Source organism: Tardiphaga sp. vice154 (assembly GCF_007018645.1).
Lineage (GTDB): Bacteria > Pseudomonadota > Alphaproteobacteria > Rhizobiales > Xanthobacteraceae > Tardiphaga.
Window position 1 is genome coordinate 2,497,129 of record NZ_CP041399.1, and the last position, 16,744, is coordinate 2,513,872.

Consider the following 16,744-nt stretch of genomic DNA (forward strand, 5'->3'; position numbering starts at 1 on the left):
CCTGATGAATGAATCAACCAAAGGCCCTTCAATAGAGCCAAAAAGCTGAACAATCATTAACCATGGCGTGGGCGGCCTCGATTTTCCGAAAGATGAGCGCGCCAATGCTGTCCAGAGCGACGGATGGCAGCCCTTGACGGCCAAGCCCCGGCTGCCGCATGGTGCCGCTAATGAACGGTTTTCTCGCCAATTGCGGCCTGCGCCGCGAGATTACGAGCTAGCTTGACGCTGGCTGCGGCCGTCACTTCTCAATCGAGATCATGCGACGCCCGGCCATCAGGGACGGGACAGTCATGGATTTGCGCCTTTACGATACGCTGAGCAAAGAGAAGCGCGACTTTGTGCCGATCGATGCCGACAACGTCCGGCTCTATGTCTGCGGGCCCACCGTCTATGACTTCGCCCATATCGGCAATGCCCGGCCGGTGATCGTGTTCGACGTGCTGTTCCGGATGCTGCGCTACATCTACGGCCCCGACCAGGTCACCTATGTCCGCAACATCACCGACGTCGATGACAAGATCAACGACCGCGCCATCCGGGATTTCCCGGGCCTGCCGCTGAACGAGGCGATCCGCGCCGTCACCGAGAAGACCGCCGCGCAGTTTCATGCCGATGTCGCAGCACTGGGCTGCCTGCCGCCGACGCATCAGCCGCGCGCCACCGACTTCGTGCTGCCGCGCGCCGACGGCAAGTCCGACATGGTGACCTTGATCCAGCAACTGATCGCCCGCGGCCATGCCTACGAGGCTGGTGGCGAGGTGCTGTTCGACACCGAATCGATGCCGGATTACGGCGCGCTGTCCGGCCGCAAGCTGGAGGACCAGCAGGCCGGCGCGCGCATTGCCGTCGACGCGCACAAGAAGCACGCGACCGATTTCGTGCTGTGGAAGCAGTCGTCCGCGGACGAACCCGGCTGGGAAAGCCCGTGGGGCAGGGGCCGGCCGGGCTGGCACATCGAGTGCTCTGCGATGTCGGCGGCCTATCTCGGCACCACTTTCGACATTCACGGCGGCGGGCTCGATTTGATCTTTCCGCACCACGAGAACGAGATCGCGCAGTCGCGCTGCGCGCACGGCACCGATGTCATGGCGAACTACTGGATGCACAACGGCTTCCTGCAGGTCGAAGGCGAGAAGATGTCGAAATCGACAGGCAACTTCATCACTATTCGTGACCTGCTCAACGACTGGCCGGGCGAGGTCATCCGCCTCAACATGCTGAAGACGCATTATCGCTCGCCGATGGACTGGACGTTGAAGGGGCTCGAGGAAAGCGCCAAAACGCTCGACGACTGGTACTGGGTCGCGGCCGACAACAAGGGCGGCCACCCGTCGAACAAGGTGATCGATGCGTTGTCCGACGATCTCAATACGCCGCAATTGATCGCGGCGCTGCACGGCCTGCGCAACAGCGCCGCTGCCGGCGACGATAAGGATCGCGGCAAGTTCGCGGCGTCCTTGCGGATGGTCGGCTTCCTCAACGAGACCGCGGCCGAATGGGCCGGGCGCAAGCAGCAGGCCAGCGGCGTCGATGCCTCCAAGGTCGAGGGCCTGATCGCCGACCGCACCGCGGCGCGCGCGCGCAAGGATTTCAAGGAATCCGACCGGCTGCGCGACGAACTGGCCGCGCTTGGCGTGACCATCAAGGACTCCAAGGAAGGCACCACGTGGGAGATCGCACGCTGATGGGACAGGCCATGCCTCAAGCCACGCTGCGGCCGTTCCTGCCGACCGACACGCCGATCCTGGCGGCGATCTTCGTCGCCAGCATTTCGGAGCTGACCGGCGACGATTACAGCGAGACGCAGCAGGCGGCGTGGGCCTCGGCCGCGGAGGACGAGGCCGCGTTCGGCAAGCGTCTCGCCGGGCAGTTGACACTGATCGCATCGCTGGAGAATTCGCCGGTCGGCTTTGCCTCATTGCGCGGCGCCGACCACATCGATTTGTTGTACGTGCACCCCAGCGCGGTGCTGCGCGGCGTCGCGGCGATGCTATGCGACGCGCTGGAAAAACTCGCTGGCGCGCGCGGCGCCAAGATTCTGACGGCAGATGTCAGCGACAACGCGCAGGAGTTCTTCGAAAAGCGCGGCTACATCGCAACCCGCCGCAGCACGATCACGATGGGCGACGAATGGCTCGCCAATACCACGATGCAGAAAACGCTCGGTGAGGCGACGCCGCTCTGAGGAGGCTGCCATTCCCGGGCGGGAACAGCGTTAGCTGCGAGGGAACCTCAGCCGCTCCAACTGGAGCGGCTGAGCATCCCGAGATGAGACGATCAACAACTCGAGGTTCCGGGTCTGCGCCACCCGGCTTCGCCGTCTTTCGCATCCCGGAATGACACCGAGTTGATAAACTACAGCCTTGCCGCGACTTCGGGGGCGAGGTTCTTGGCGTCTTCCGAGGCCTGCGCGGCGGCGGCGCGGATGCGGGGCAAGATGTCCTCGACGCGGTCGGCCTGCAGCACGTCGAGCGGCAGGGTCGGCCGGATGAAGGCGGTGGCGCGCATGTGCTCGAGCAATTCGAGCAGCGGGTCCCAGAAATTTCCGATGTTGGCCAGCAGGATCGGCTTGCTATGCCGGCCGAGCTGCTGCCAGGTCAATTGCTCGACCAGCTCTTCCAGCGTGCCGATACCGCCGGGCAGGGCGACGAAGGCATCCGAGCGCTCGAACATCAGCCGCTTGCGCTCGTGCATGTCGTGGGTAACGATCAGCTCCTGAGCGCCGGTCAGCGCATTTTCGCGCTTGGTCAGGAATTCCGGGATGATGCCTGTGACGTGGCCGCCGTGCTCCAGCACCGAGGTGGCCACCGCGCCCATCAGGCCGATCGAGCCGCCGCCATAGACCAGGCCGACGCCGTTTTCGGCCAGCGACTTGCCGAGCGCGATAGCCGATTCGACGAAGCGGGGATCCGTGCCCGGGCCGGAGCCGCAGTACACGCAGACGTTCTTGATGATGCTCATCTAATTTATGTGGCAGTGCGGAAAGACAGCGTCAAGACCCGGACGATCTGCCGACGCGAATTTGATGCCTCGTACATCCTGGCGTGGGAAAGATTTGTACCACGAAGGGTGCGACAACAGGCCCAACTCCCTATATGCATTCCAGCATGCAACCGACCTTAAACATCCTGCGGCGCCCAGTAGCCGCCTCGTTCATCCCGGGCGCTATCGATGGCTGATCCCGCCCATTCGCATTCCCACGATAGCGCCCCCACGTCGTCGATCGAGCGCGGCACGCTGATGTCGACGCTGGTTCACCTGTGGCCCTACATCTGGCCCGGTGACCGCGCCGACCTGAAGATGCGGGTGTTCTGGTCGATGGTGCTGCTGGTGATCGCCAAGCTGGCGACGCTGACCGTGCCCTTCACCTTCAAATGGGCGATCGACGCGCTGACCGGCGCCGACACCGCCCCGGTGCAATCGTCCAACTGGGCGCTGTGGCTGATCGCGTCGCCTGTCATCATGACCGTGAGCTACGGCCTGATCCGCGTGCTGATGGCGGTGCTGACGCAATGGCGCGACGGCATCTTCGCCAAGGTGGCGATGCATGCGGTGCGCAAGCTCGCCTACCTCACCTTCGTCCACATGCACGAACTGTCGCTGCGCTTCCATCTGGAGCGCAAGACCGGCGGCCTGACGCGGGTGCTGGAGCGGGGACGGCTCGGCATCGAAGTGATCGTGCGGATGGTGATCCTGCAGCTGGTGCCGACGGTGGTGGAAGTCTCGCTCTTGATGGGCGTGCTGCTGTGGCAATTCGACTGGCGCTACGTGCTGGTGGTCGCCATCACGGTCGTCGTTTACATGTATTATACCTACATCGCGACGGAATGGCGGATCGAGATCCGTCGCCGCATGAACGATTCCGACACCGAGGCCAATACCAAGGCGATCGATTCGCTGCTCAACTACGAGACGGTGAAATATTTCAGCGCCGAGGCGCGCGAGGCCGAGCGGTATGACGGCTCGATGGCGCGCTATGAAAAGGCCAGCGTCAAGACCTATACGTCGCTGGCGCTGCTCAATACCGGACAGGCGGTCATCTTCACCTGCGGCCTGACCGCGACCATGCTGATGTGCGCCATTGGCGTGCGGAACGGCACCAACACGGTCGGCGATTTCGTCATGGTGAATGCGATGATGATCCAGCTGTACCAGCCGCTGAATTTCATGGGAATGGTGTATCGCGAGATCAAGCAGGCGGTGATCGACATCGAGAAGATGTTCGGCGTGCTGCAGCGTAACCCGGAGGTCAAGGATCTGCCGGGCGCCAAGCCGTTGCTGGTCAGCGCCGGCGCGGTCCGCTTCGACAACGTGCAGTTTTCCTACGATCCCGAGCGGCCGATCCTGAAAGGGCTGTCGTTCGAGGTGCCGGCCGGCAAGACGGTGGCGATCGTCGGCCCGTCCGGCGCCGGCAAGTCGACGATCTCGCGGCTGCTGTTCCGGCTCTATGACGTCTCCGGCGGCACCATCTCGATCGACGGCCAGAACATCCGCAATGTCACCCAGACCAGTCTGCGCGAAGCCATAGGCATGGTGCCGCAGGACACCGTGCTGTTCAACGACACCATCCGCTACAACATCCGCTACGGCCGCTGGGACGCCACCGACGCAGAGGTCGAGGAGGCCGCCCGGACCGCGCAGATCGACGGCTTCATCCGGATGTCGCCGAAGGGCTACGAGACCGAAGTCGGCGAGCGCGGCCTGAAACTGTCGGGCGGCGAGAAGCAGCGCGTGGCGATCGCCCGCACCGTGCTGAAGGCGCCGCCGATCCTGCTGCTCGATGAAGCCACCTCGGCGCTCGACAGCCACACCGAGCAGGAAATCCAGGACGCGCTGGAGAAGGTATCGAAGGACCGCACCTCTTTGGTGATTGCACACCGGCTGTCGACCATCGTCGGCGCCGACGAGATCATCGTGCTGGATCAGGGCCGGATCGCCGAGCGCGGCACCCACAGCCAACTGCTGGCCGCCTCCGGGCTCTACGCCAGCATGTGGAACCGGCAGCGCGAGGCCCAGGAAGCCCGCGAGCGGCTGGCGATGATCGCGGACGACGACGCCGCACCGAACCGCAAGCCGCCGGCATTGCTGGCCCCGGACGCCGCGGAGTAGATTCTTTCTTGTTCCCCTCTCCCCCGGCGCCGCGAAGCGGCGTTGGCGGGAGAGGGTGGCCGCGCGCAGCGCGGACGGGAGAGGGGGCATGGCGAGGGAGTACGCCAAAGCTTTGCGTTCGAACATGACCGACGCCGAACGTCGGCTGTGGTACCTGCTGCGCGCCCATCGCTTCCGCGGCTACAAATTTAAGCGCCAGTTGCCGGTCGGGCCTTACATCGTTGATTTCGTTTGTCTGGCCGAACGTCTGGTCATCGAAGTCGACGGCGGACAGCATTCTGAAAACCGATCGGATCTCCACCGCGACCATTGGCTTAAAGATCAAGGGTTTCGCGTGCTGCGGTTCTGGAATAATGAAGTGTTGAACAATTCGGACGGGGTGCTTGAAGTTCTCATCAAGCACCTTGGTTCAACCTCGACCGCCCCCTCTCCCGGCCACGCTGACGCGCGGCCACCCTCTCCCGCCAGTCGCAGCTTCGCTGCGCCCGGGGGAGAGGGGAAGAAAGAACGCTGAGCCCATGTCCATCGCCAATTCCATCCGTGCGCAGATCCCGCCGATCCACAAGGAAGGCTACCCGTTCATCGGCGCGTTTGCGCTGGCGACGCTGATTCTGTTCTGGATCTGGACGCCGCTGGGCTGGATCGGCACCATCCTCACTGGGTGGTGCGCGCTGTTTTTCCGCGATCCGGTCCGCGTCACGCCGATCCGCGAGGGCGTCGTGGTGTCGCCGGCCGATGGCCGGGTGTCGCTGATCCAGATGGTGCTGCCGCCGGCCGAACTCGGCCTCGGCGATATCCCGCTGCTGCGCATCTCGGTGTTCATGAGCGTTTTCAACTGCCATGTGAACCGCAGTCCCGTCGCCGGCCGCATCGAGCGGATCGCCTACCGGCCCGGCAAGTTCATCAATGCCGAGCTCGACAAGGCCTCCGACGACAATGAGCGCAATTCGCTGGTGATCTCGATCCCCGGCGGCCGCATCGGCGTGGTGCAGATCGCGGGCCTGGTGGCGCGGCGGATCGTCTCCTTCGTGCGCGAGGGCCAGATGCTGGGCGCCGGCGAGCGCTTCGGCCTGATCCGGTTCGGCTCGCGGCTCGACGTCTATCTGCCGGAAGGCAGCAAGGCGCTGGTATCGGTCGGCCAGACCGCGGTGGCCGGCGAGACCGTGCTGGCCGATTTCATGGTCGGCGACGGCGGCCGCACCTACCGGATCGATTAATCCTGTTCTTCAGCCAAACGGGTCGGGGCCTCGCCACAATGGCGGAGCACGGTCGGGTTTGCTAAAGGGGAACCATGCAAATGCCGACCGATCCCTCGCCAGACACCCGCCGCCGCCGGTTCCGGACCATTCCGGTCCGGATGCTGGTCCCCAATCTGATCACGCTGCTGGCGATATGCGCCGGCCTGACGGCGATCCGGCTCTCAACCGAGGGCCGGATGGAACTGGCGGTCGCCGCGATCGTGTTCGCCGCGGTGCTCGACGGGGTCGACGGCCGCGTCGCCCGCATGATCAAGGGCCAGTCCAAGTTCGGCGCCGAGCTCGACAGCCTCGCCGATTTCGTCAATTTCGGCGTGGCGCCCGGCCTGATCCTGTATTTCTGGCAGTTGCACGATCTCAGCAATATCGGCTGGATCGCGGCGATGATCTTCGCGATCTGCGGCAGCCTGCGGCTGGCGCGCTTCAATGCCGAGATGGACGACCCCAACAAGCCGGCCTTCGCCGCCAACTTCTTCACCGGCATGCCGGCGCCGCTCGGCGCCATCACCGTGCTGCTGCCGATCTATCTGGCGTTCCTCGGGGTGCCGACGCCTCCGGCGGTACTGACCACGTTGTTCACGCTGTTGATCGCGTTCCTGATGGTGTCGCGGCTGCCGGTGTTCTCCGGCAAGTCGATGAACATGCGGGTGCCGCGCGAACTGGTGCTGCCGGTGGTGGCGGGCGTCGTGCTCTTCATCGCGCTGCTGATCGGCTATCCCTGGCATGTGCTGTCGCTATTGTCGGTGCTGTATCTGGCCTTCCTGCCTTTCGGCTGGAAATCCTACCGCGCGCAGGAGCGCGCACTGGCGGCCTCTACGGCCGTCGTGCCGGTGGAGCCCGCCCCGGTGCCGGCCACCTACGTCACGCCGGCGGCGAAGCCCGACGACTCGCCCGTGCGGCTGAACTAGGCCCCGATCGGCCCGACGACGACATCCTGCACAGACCGGATGCGCAACAACCAGGGAGACCATCATGACCCATTCCAGCGAAGCGCTGTCAGCTGCGGTCCTCGAAGCGCTCGGGCGCTATGATACGCCGACCATCTGCAACGCGATGGAGATCGTGGCACCGGAGCGCCGGCTGATCGGCTACACCACCAAGCCGCTGGTCTGCCCGTTCCCCGATCTGCCGGCGATCGTCGGCTATGCCCGCACCGCAACGATCCGCTCGGTGGTTGCCTCCGGCCTGCCGGCCGCCGAACAGGCGGCGCGCCGCATCGCCTATTACGACTATGTCGGCACCGGCCCGGGCCCGCGCATCAGCGTCATCCAGGATATCGACGGCGCCGACGTCGGCTACGGCGCGTTCTGGGGCGAGGTGCAGAGCGCCGTGCACAAGGCGCTGGGCTGTGTCGGCGTCGTCACCGACGGCTCGATCCGCGATATTCCGCAATGGGCCGAGGGATTTCAGGCGCTGGCGGGCTCGCTGGGGCCGTCGCATGCCTATGTTCATGCCGAGAGTTTTGGCGGCGAGGTCCGTGTTGCCGGCATGACGGTGCGCTCCGGCGACCTGATCCATGCCGACCAGCACGGCGCCGTGGTGATCCCGCTGGATATCGCGGCGAAGCTTCCCGATGCCGCCGAACTATGCGGCCGCCGCGAGACGCCGATCCTCGACATCGCCCGCAGCACTTCGTTCTCGCTGGAGAAATTGAAAGCTGCGCTGAAGCAGGCGTCGGAAATCCACTAAAGCGATAGGCGTCTGTTTCTTTCTGACGTCACAAACGGCGTTGGTTCGGTAACGGGTTCTGTTATGGCTCCGCGATGAACGCGCCACGCGTCGATTGTTCCGGCGCCGCCGCGCTTTGCTACCTTACACTTTACCAGTCCTTAATGGCGCGCCGCTACGTTGTGGACGCGCGCCCGCTGAGGACGCGTGGCCGTCCAGCACGGATAGTCGTCGCGTACGCCTAGCGTCGGAGTGTTTCATGGATATCGCAACAAGCGTCGGTCTGATCGCCGGCATCGCGGTGCTCTGCACGCTGGTCCTGATGGGCGGCGATTTTAAGATGTTCTACGACATCCATGCCGTGATCATCATTTTCGGCGGCTCGATCGCTGCGACCCTGATCCGTTTCCCGTTGTCCGCGATCATGCACGGCATGCCGCTGGGCGCGAAGTTCGCCTTCACGCTGAGCCGGCTGTCGGCGCGCGATCTGGTCGACGAGCTCGCCCGCATTGCCGAGATCGCCCGCAAGCAGGGTCCGGTCGGTCTTGAAAAGGTCGAGACCAACGAGCCGTTCCTCGCCAAGGGCATCCGCTTCGTCGCCGACGGCTACGATCTCGAATTCATCCGCGACAACCTCGAGCGCGACCGCGACAACTTTCTGATGCACCTCAATGAGGGCAGCAAGATCTACCGCGCGATCGGCGACTGCGCCCCGGCGTTCGGCATGATCGGCACTCTGCTCGGCATGGTGCAGATGTTCTCCAACATGTCGGATCCGTCCAAGCTCGGCCCGTTCATGGCTGTGGCGTTGCTGGCCACCTTGTACGGCGCGCTGGTCGCCAACCTGATCTGTCTGCCGATCGCCGACAAGCTGCATGGCAAGGTGATGGACGAAGAAACCAACCGGACGTTGATCATCGACGGCATCCTGATGATCCGCGATTCCAAGAGCCCGACCCTGGTTCGCGAAATGCTGCTGGCCTATCTGCCCGAGAAGCACCGCCACGATCTAGAGGGCGAGCCGGTCCCGGCCTAACGGGAGCGGACGCGGGGCAGTCCCATGGCGAAGAAGAAGCGCGAAGAAGCCCATGGCGGTCACGGCTGGTTCGTGACCTTCGCCGATCTGATGGCGCTGCTGCTCAGCTATTTCGTAATGCTGGTAGCGTTCTCCAGCCCGGATGGCGCCAAGCTGAAGATCGTCTCCGGCTCGATCCGCGAAGCGTTCGGCGTGCAGTCCGACGCGCGCTATTCCGGCGTGATCGAATCCGACGGTCTGCCGACCCGTGGTCAGACCAAGAACGTCGGCCACGTCACGCCCGAGGAGGCGTCCAACCAGACCAGTCCCGACGAGAGCAACGCCAGCGGCCGGCCGAAAGGCGCCAAGCTGAAGATGGACCGCGAATTCGCGCTGGCCTCCGCTTCGTTGCGCCAGGCGCTGCAGGACATGCCGGAGATCAGCGAGATCTCCAAGAACATTATGTTCGAGGAAACCAAGCAGGGGCTGAACCTCGAGATCATCGACCAGAACGGCCGCTCGATGTTCGCCGAAGGCTCCAAGGTGCCCTATGAGCGCACGAGGCTGCTGTTGCAGAAACTTGCCGGCCCGCTGAAAGCGACGCCGCTGCGGGTGGCGATCGTGGGACATACTGCCGCGGGCTTCATCCCGGCGCGCGCCGAATATGACGCCTTCGACCTGTCCGCCGACCGCGCCAACGTGGTGCGCCAGATCCTGGAACGCGAGGGCCTGCCGCCGGCCAACGTGTTCTCGGTGTCCGGCAAGGCGGACGGCCAGCCGCTATTTCCCGACGATCCGTCGATGGCCGCCAACCGCCGGGTGACCATCACCCTGATGCGCGAGGATCCGCCGCTGCCGCCGAATCTCAAGCCGTAGCTCGCGTCAAATCCTTTTTTTGGGATCTCACCCCAAAATTGCCATTGCTCCGGCGGCGGCAAAGGGGTGTGTTCTGCTATCGTCAAGCGGTTGACTGGTCTTGCCCGGCACGCCATAGCCGGGACCAATATTACCCTAGGGTGTTTGAACCAGCATGGCCGCCACCGAAACATCAGGCGAGGTCGCCCCTGAAGCGCCGGCCCACACCGGCTTCTGGTCGCTGACGGTCGGCAGCATCGGCGTCGTCTTTGGCGACATCGGAACCTCGCCGCTCTATGCGTTCCGCGAGGCCGTGCATGGAGCGACCCACGGCGCCCCGGTCACGCCGGTGATCGTGCTCGGCGTGCTGTCGCTGATCCTTTGGGCGCTGTTCATCGTCGTCACCCTCAAATACGTGCTGTTCCTGCTGCGCGCCGACAACAATGGCGAGGGCGGAACGCTGTCGCTGATGGCGCTGGGGCAGCGCGCGCTGGGGCGACGAAGCTGGCTGCTGCTGGCGCTCGGCGTGGTCGGCGCCTCGATGTTCATCGGCGATTCCATGATTACGCCGGCGATCTCGGTACTGTCGGCAGTCGAGGGCCTCAAGCTGAAGGCGCCGGCGCTCGAGCCCTACGTCGTGCCGATCACCATCGCGATCCTGGTCGTCCTGTTCTCGGTGCAGCGCGTGGGAACCGCGAAGGTTGCCAAGGCCTTCGGGCCGGTGATGATCCTCTGGTTCGTGGCGTTGGCGGTGATGGGCGCTTTGCACATTTCCGATGATCCGACCGTGCTGTATGCGATCAATCCGTATTACGCCGTGCAGTTCATGATGAGCCACGGCACCATCGGGTTGGTGACGCTGGGTGCGGTGTTCCTCGCGGTCACCGGCGGCGAGGCGCTGTACGCGGATCTTGGCCATTTTGGCCGCCGGCCGATCCAGTATGGCTGGTTCTTCTTCGTGCTGCCGGCGCTGCTGATCAATTATTTCGGGCAAGGCGCTCTGGTGCTGTCGAATCCGGCCGCGATCGAGAATCCGTTCTATCGGATGGCGCCGGAATCGATGCTGCTGCCGCTGATCGTGCTGGCCACGGCCGCCACCGTCATCGCCAGCCAGGCCGTCATCACCGGCGCCTATTCGCTGGTGCGCCAGGCGGTGCAACTCGGGCTGCTGCCGCGCTTCGAGGTGCGCTTCACGTCCGAGACCCATGCCGGGCAGATCTATCTGCCGCGCGTCAACCGCCTGCTGCTGATGGGCGTCATCCTCTTGGTGCTGCTGTTCAAGTCGTCGAGCGGTCTGGCCTCCGCCTACGGCATCGCCGTGTCCACCACGATGGTCGCCGACGGGATCATGGGCTTCGTGGTGATCTGGAAGCTGTGGAACTGGAAGGCCGCCACCGCGGCGGCCGTGATCGCCCCGCTGGTATTCGTCGACCTCGCCTTCCTGAGCGCCAATTTGCTCAAACTACTGGAAGGCGCCTGGGTGCCGCTGCTGTTCGGCGTATTGATGGCGATGGTGATCTGGACCTGGCGCCGCGGCGCCGCCATCCTTGTCGCCAAGACGCGGCGCATCGAGGTGCCGCTGCGCGACCTGATCAAGAGCCTGGAGAAACGCCCGCCGCACATCGTCAAGGGCACCGCGGTATTCCTGACCTCCGATCCGGAATTCGTGCCGACCGCGATGCTGCATAACCTCAAGCACAACAAGGTGCTGCACGAGCACAACGTGATCCTGACCATCGAGACGGCGCAGACGCCGCGGGTCGATCCGTCCGAGCGGGTCAAGATGGAGAATGTCAGCGATAAGTTCTCCACCGTGCGGCTGCGCTTCGGCTTCATGGAATCGCCGAACGTTCCCAAGGCGCTGGTAATCGCGCGAAAACTCGGCTGGCAGTTCGACATCATGGCGACGTCGTTCTTCGTGTCCCGGCGCTCGCTGAAGCCGTCGGCGCAATCCGGCATGCCGCTCTGGCAGGACCACCTGTTCATCGCGCTGAGCCGCTCGGCCAACGACGCCACCGATTATTTCCAGATCCCGACCGGCCGGGTGGTCGAGGTCGGCACCCAGGTGACGATCTAGCGTTCGACATTTCGCGTGGCCGAGACCCGAAAATACGCTATACGCCGTGCTACGCGCAGGCCTCTAAGCGGCCTCGCTTAGCGTTGCCGCAGCCCTGATCGAGGCCACCATGACCAGCGAGAATGCAGTCCCCGCCGCGGAAACGCCGGTGGCAGCCGAACATGGCGGCGCGCATTCCACCGAAGGCTTCAAGTCCCTGATGCTGGGCAGCATCGGCGTCGTCTATGGCGACATCGGAACCAGCCCGCTGTACGCGCTCCGCGAGGCGCTGGTCGCCGCCGGCGGTCACACGGCTGGTGGCATCAGCAACGAGGCCGTGCTCGGCGTGCTGTCGCTGATCCTGTGGGCGCTGGTGATCGTGGTGACGCTGAAATACGTGCTGATCCTGCTGCGCGCCGACAATCATGGCGAAGGCGGCACGCTGGCGCTGATGGCGCTGGCGCAGCGCGCCGTGGGGAAGGGCGGCGGGGCCTCGGTCATCGTGCTGCTCGGCATCATCAGCGGCGCACTTTTCTATGGCGACGCCGTGATCACGCCGGCACTGTCGGTGCTGTCGGCGATCGAAGGCATCAAGCTCGTGACGTCGGCCTTCGATGCCTATGTCGTGCCGATCACCATCGTCATTTTGATCGCGCTGTTTGCCGTCCAGTCGCGCGGCACGGCGCGGGTGGCGGCGTTCTTCGGTCCGATCATGTGCGTCTGGTTCACGGTGATCGCCGTCGCGGCGATCCCGCCGATCGTGAAACACCCGGAGGTGCTGTACGCGCTCAATCCCGTGCATGCGGTCAACTTCATGCTGCATCACGGCATCATCGGCTTCGTCACGCTGGGCGCGGTGTTCCTCGCGGTCACCGGTGCGGAGGCGCTGTATGCCGACCTCGGCCATTTCGGCAAGCGGCCGATCCAAACCGCGTGGCTGTACATCGTGCTGCCGTCGCTGGCGATCAACTATCTCGGCCAGGGCGCGCTGGTGATCGGCGATCCCACCGCGCTGGAGAACCCGTTCTTTCTGATGTATCCCGACTGGGCGCTGATCCCGATGGTCGCGCTGGCGACGGCGGCTACCGTGATCGCCAGCCAGGCGGTCATTACCGGCGCCTATTCGCTGACCCGGCAGGCGATCCAGCTCGGCCTGCTGCCGCGCTTCGAGATCCGGCACACCTCGGAATCGCATTCCGGCCAGATCTATATTCCGCGCATCAACATGCTGCTGCTGGTCGCCGTGGTGCTGCTGGTGCTGCTGTTCAAATCGTCGAGCGCGCTGGCCTCGGCCTATGGCATCTCGGTGACCGGCACGATGGTCGTCACCGCGATGATGGGGTTCGTCGTGATCTGGCGGGTGTGGAAGTGGAAGCCCTGGGCCGCCGCCCTGCTGATCGTGCCGTTCCTGCTGCTCGATCTCACCTTCTTTGCTGCCAATTTGCTGAAAGTGTTCGACGGCGGCTGGGTGCCGCTGCTGCTCGGCGGCATCGTCATCCTGCTGATGTATACGTGGCGGCGAGGCAGCCGGCTGCTGTTCGAGAAGTCACGCAAGCTGGAATTCCCGCTGAAGGACCTGGTTGCGATGATGGAGAAGCGGCCGCCGCAGCGCGTGCCGGGCACCGCGGTGTTCCTGACCAGCGATCCGGAATCCGCGCCGACCGCGTTGATGCACAGTCTGAAGCACTACAAGGTGTTGCACGAGAAGAACGTCATTCTCACCATCGAGACCGCGTCCACGCCGCGCATCGATCCCGCCGACCGGGTCCGGCTGGAAGAGATCAGCGCCACCTTCAGCAAGGTGACGCTGCGGTTCGGCTTCATGGAATCCCCGAACGTGCCGAAGGCGCTGGCTATCGCGCGAAAACTCGGCTGGCAGTTCGACATCATGTCGACGTCGTTCTTCCTGTCGCGCCGTGCGCTGAAGCCGGCAACCCATTCCGGCATGCCGCGCTGGCAGGACCTTTTGTTCATCTCGCTCAGCCGCACCGCCAACGATGCCACCGATTACTTCCAGATCCCGACGGGCAGGGTGGTCGAAGTCGGCACCCAGGTGACGATTTAACGAACCCCGGACGCTTGATTTTCGTCCCGCAAGAGGCGACGTTGGCGCCGAACGGACGGGTAGTCCGACTGCAAAATACGCTCCGGAATGTCGGGGCGTCAGGAGGTTTTGGTGGCCGAACATCATCGCGTGACGAATCTGGCGCCCGAAGACGTCGCTGAGGGTATCAAGGACGGCCGCTATCTGCTGGTCGATGTCCGCGAGCCCAACGAAGTCGAGGCCGAGGCCTATCCGGACGCCGTCGTGGTGCCGCTGTCGGGCTTCGACAGTGCCGATCTGCCCGATCCCCAGGGCAAGCAGATCGTGTTCGCCTGCCGCTCCGGCAAGCGCTCGGTGACCGCCTCGCTCGCCGCGCAGGTCAATGGCTTGCCCTACGACAAGCACCTCGCCGGCGGCATGCTCGGCTGGAAAGCGGCCGGCCTGCCGACCAAGGCCTGATCCCTGCGATGAACCCGATCTTTGCGAACCTGCCGGTCACGGTGTTCGAGGCGATGTCGCAGCTCGCGCGCGACAACGATGCCATCAATCTCGGTCAGGGCTTTCCGGATGATCCGGGCCCGCTGGACATCCGCCAGGCGGCGGCCGATGCCGTGCTCAACGGCTACAACCAGTACCCTTCGATGATGGGCCTGCCGGAGCTGCGGCAGGCGATCGCCACGCATTACGGGCATTGGCACGGCCTCGACCTCGATCCGATGGCCGAGGTGATGGTGACCTCCGGCGGTACCGAAGCTTTGACCACGGCGATCCTCGCGACGGTCGAGCCGGGCGACGAAGTGGTGTGTTTCCAGCCGGTCTATGATTCCTATCTGCCGGTGATCCGCCAGGCCGGCGGCATCCCCCGGCTGGTCAGCCTGAAGCCGCCGCACTGGCGCCTGACCGAGGAAGATCTGCGCGCGGTCTTCAATCACAAGACCAAGGCGGTGCTGTTCAACAACCCGCTCAACCCCGCGGCCGTCGTCTATCCGCGCGAGGATCTCGAACTGCTGGCGAAATTCTGCCAGGAGTTCGACACCATCGCAATCTGCGACGAGGTCTGGGAGCACGTCGTGTTCGAGGGCTTCCAGCACATTCCGCTGATGTCGATTCCCGGCATGCGCGACCGCACCATCAAGATCGGCTCGGCCGGCAAGATATTTTCGCTGACCGGCTGGAAGATCGGTTTCGTCTGCGCCGCCCCGCCTTTGCTGCGCGTCTGCGCCAAGGTGCACCAGTTTCTGACCTTCACTACCGCTCCGAACCTGCAGACGGCTGTTGCCTATGGGCTCGGCAAGCCCGATGCGTTCTTCAAGGAGATGCAAACCGGGCTGGCGCGCAGCCGCGACCGGCTCGCCGCCGGTCTGCAGCAGATCGGCTTTCCGGTGATCCAGTCGCAGGGCACGTATTTTCTCACCGTCGATCTCTCGCCGCTCGGGCTCAACGAGACCGACGAGGCGTTCTGCAAGCGCATCGTGCATGACTACAAGGTCGCAGCGATTCCGGTCTCGGCGTTCTATGAGGAAGACAAGGTGAGCTCGGTGGTGCGGTTCTGCTTCGCCAAGAAGGACTCGACGCTCGACACCGCGCTGGAGCGCCTGCACGACGCGGTGCATCGCCGTTAGGAGAGACCATGCTCGTCCGCATCATCGCCGCCTGTGCCGTTTCGGTCGCGCTGTCGGTGCCCGCACAGGCGCAGGAGCGGGTGGTCAATTTCTACAACTGGTCGAACTACATGGCGCCGGGAGTCCTCGAGGACTTCACCAGGGAGACCGGCATCAAGGTGGTCTACGACACCTTCGATGCCAACGAGACGCTGGAGACGCGGCTCCTGGCCGGCAAGTCGGGCTATGACGTCGTGGTGCCGACCGCCTATTTCCTGCAGCGTCAGATCGCAGCCAAGATCTTTCAGAAGCTCGACAGATCGAAACTGCCGAACCTCGCCAACGCTTGGGACGCCGTCACCGGCCGGCTGAACACCTATGATCCCGGCAACCAGTTCGCCGCCAATTACATGTGGGGTACCACCGGCATCGGCTATAACGTCAAGGCGGCCCGGCGAATTCTCGGCGCCGATGCCAAGGTCGACAGCTGGGACATCGTGTTCAAACCGGAGAACCTGGCGAAGTTCAAGGAGTGCGGCGTTCACATGCTGGACTCGGCCGACGACATTCTGCCGGCGGCGCTGAACTGGCTCGGCATCGACCCCAACTCAACGAAACAGCCCGATCTCGACAAGGCTGCCGAAACCGTCGGCCGTGTCCGCTCGTCGGTACGAAAATTTCACTCCTCCGAATATCTCAGCGCGCTGGCGACCGGCGAGATCTGCCTCGTGGTTGGCTGGTCCGGCGATATCATCCAGGCCCGCGCGCGGGCGGATGAAACGAAAAACGGCGTCGAGATCGGCTATGCCGTGCCGAAAGAGGGGGCGCAGATGTTCTTCGACAATCTGGCGATCCCGGCAGACGCGCCGCATGTCGCTGAAGCCCATGCGCTGATCAACTATCTGTACCGGCCGGACGTGGCGGCGAAGAATTCCAACTATCTCGGTTATGCCAACGGCAATCTGGCGAGCCAGAAGCAGGTCGATCCGAAGATCTTGAACGACAAGACGATCTATCCGGACGACGCGATGCTGCAGAAGCTGTTCATCATCACGGCGCGCGATCCCGCCACCCAGCGGGTGATCAACCGGTTATGGACGCGGGTGAAGACGGGGCGGTAGCGCATCGGGCGCCTAT

General features: G+C 64.2%; 15 protein-coding genes. 14 read left to right on the plus strand and 1 reads right to left on the minus strand.

Annotation, left to right across the window (positions count from 1 at the left end):
* Positions 1-293: 293 nt before the first annotated feature.
* Together cysS and FIU28_RS11615 are read left to right on the plus strand one after the other, a co-directional pair.
* Positions 294-1,688, plus strand: coding sequence for a cysteine--tRNA ligase (cysS, locus tag FIU28_RS11610; protein ID WP_143573118.1), 1,395 nt, complete (start codon positions 294-296; stop codon positions 1,686-1,688).
* Complete coding sequence (locus FIU28_RS11615) at positions 1,688-2,188, plus strand: GNAT family N-acetyltransferase (protein ID WP_143573119.1); 501 nt, start codon at positions 1,688-1,690, stop codon at positions 2,186-2,188. The genes cysS and FIU28_RS11615 overlap by 1 nt, the downstream gene beginning before the upstream one ends.
* Before the next feature lie 170 nt (positions 2,189-2,358).
* Here FIU28_RS11615 and FIU28_RS11620 read toward each other — a convergent pair whose 3' ends face one another.
* Complete coding sequence (locus FIU28_RS11620) at positions 2,359-2,964, minus strand: TIGR00730 family Rossman fold protein (protein ID WP_143573120.1); 606 nt, start codon at positions 2,962-2,964, stop codon at positions 2,359-2,361.
* A gap of 210 nt (positions 2,965-3,174) precedes the next feature.
* Between FIU28_RS11620 and FIU28_RS11625 the strand changes: the two genes are divergently transcribed.
* The 12 genes from FIU28_RS11625 (at position 3,175) to FIU28_RS11680 (ending at position 16,728) form a co-directional block, all read left to right on the plus strand.
* Positions 3,175-5,112 carry an ABCB family ABC transporter ATP-binding protein/permease gene (locus FIU28_RS11625; RefSeq protein ID WP_143573121.1) on the plus strand — a complete coding sequence of 646 codons (1,938 nt, stop codon included), beginning with the start codon at positions 3,175-3,177 and terminating at the stop codon, positions 5,110-5,112.
* An 88-nt stretch (positions 5,113-5,200) separates the two neighbouring features.
* Positions 5,201-5,626: an endonuclease domain-containing protein gene (locus tag FIU28_RS11630; RefSeq protein ID WP_143573122.1), complete on the plus strand. Its 426-nt coding sequence runs from the start codon at positions 5,201-5,203 to the stop codon at positions 5,624-5,626.
* Positions 5,627-5,630: 4 nt separating this feature from the next.
* Positions 5,631-6,329, plus strand: a complete 699-nt coding sequence (locus tag FIU28_RS11635; protein ID WP_143573123.1) for a phosphatidylserine decarboxylase — start codon at positions 5,631-5,633, stop codon at positions 6,327-6,329.
* 80 nt (positions 6,330-6,409) lie between these two features.
* Positions 6,410-7,276, plus strand: coding sequence for a CDP-diacylglycerol--serine O-phosphatidyltransferase (gene pssA, locus FIU28_RS11640; RefSeq protein WP_143573124.1), 867 nt, complete (start codon positions 6,410-6,412; stop codon positions 7,274-7,276).
* 64 nt (positions 7,277-7,340) lie between these two features.
* Positions 7,341-8,057: an RraA family protein gene (locus tag FIU28_RS11645; RefSeq protein WP_143573125.1), complete on the plus strand. Its 717-nt coding sequence runs from the start codon at positions 7,341-7,343 to the stop codon at positions 8,055-8,057.
* Between the two features lie 238 nt (positions 8,058-8,295).
* On the plus strand, positions 8,296-9,072 hold the full coding sequence (locus FIU28_RS11650; protein WP_143573126.1) for a motility protein A: 777 nt from the start codon (positions 8,296-8,298) through the stop codon (positions 9,070-9,072).
* 24 nt (positions 9,073-9,096) lie between these two features.
* Positions 9,097-9,927, plus strand: coding sequence for an OmpA/MotB family protein (locus FIU28_RS11655; RefSeq protein ID WP_143573127.1), 831 nt, complete (start codon positions 9,097-9,099; stop codon positions 9,925-9,927).
* Between the two features lie 154 nt (positions 9,928-10,081).
* A complete protein-coding gene (locus FIU28_RS11660; RefSeq protein ID WP_143573128.1) occupies positions 10,082-11,983 on the plus strand; it encodes a potassium transporter Kup in 1,902 nt (633 codons plus the stop codon).
* A 109-nt stretch (positions 11,984-12,092) separates the two neighbouring features.
* The gene (locus FIU28_RS11665; protein WP_143573129.1) at positions 12,093-14,027 is read left to right on the plus strand and encodes a potassium transporter Kup; all 1,935 of its coding nucleotides are present in this window, start codon (positions 12,093-12,095) and stop codon (positions 14,025-14,027) included.
* Between the two features lie 111 nt (positions 14,028-14,138).
* Positions 14,139-14,465, plus strand: coding sequence for a rhodanese-like domain-containing protein (locus tag FIU28_RS11670; RefSeq protein ID WP_441351285.1), 327 nt, complete (start codon positions 14,139-14,141; stop codon positions 14,463-14,465).
* A gap of 8 nt (positions 14,466-14,473) precedes the next feature.
* The gene (locus FIU28_RS11675; protein WP_143573131.1) at positions 14,474-15,628 is read left to right on the plus strand and encodes an aminotransferase; all 1,155 of its coding nucleotides are present in this window, start codon (positions 14,474-14,476) and stop codon (positions 15,626-15,628) included.
* 8 nt (positions 15,629-15,636) lie between these two features.
* Positions 15,637-16,728 carry a polyamine ABC transporter substrate-binding protein gene (locus FIU28_RS11680; protein WP_143573132.1) on the plus strand — a complete coding sequence of 364 codons (1,092 nt, stop codon included), beginning with the start codon at positions 15,637-15,639 and terminating at the stop codon, positions 16,726-16,728.
* The last annotated feature ends 16 nt before the right edge of the window (positions 16,729-16,744 follow it).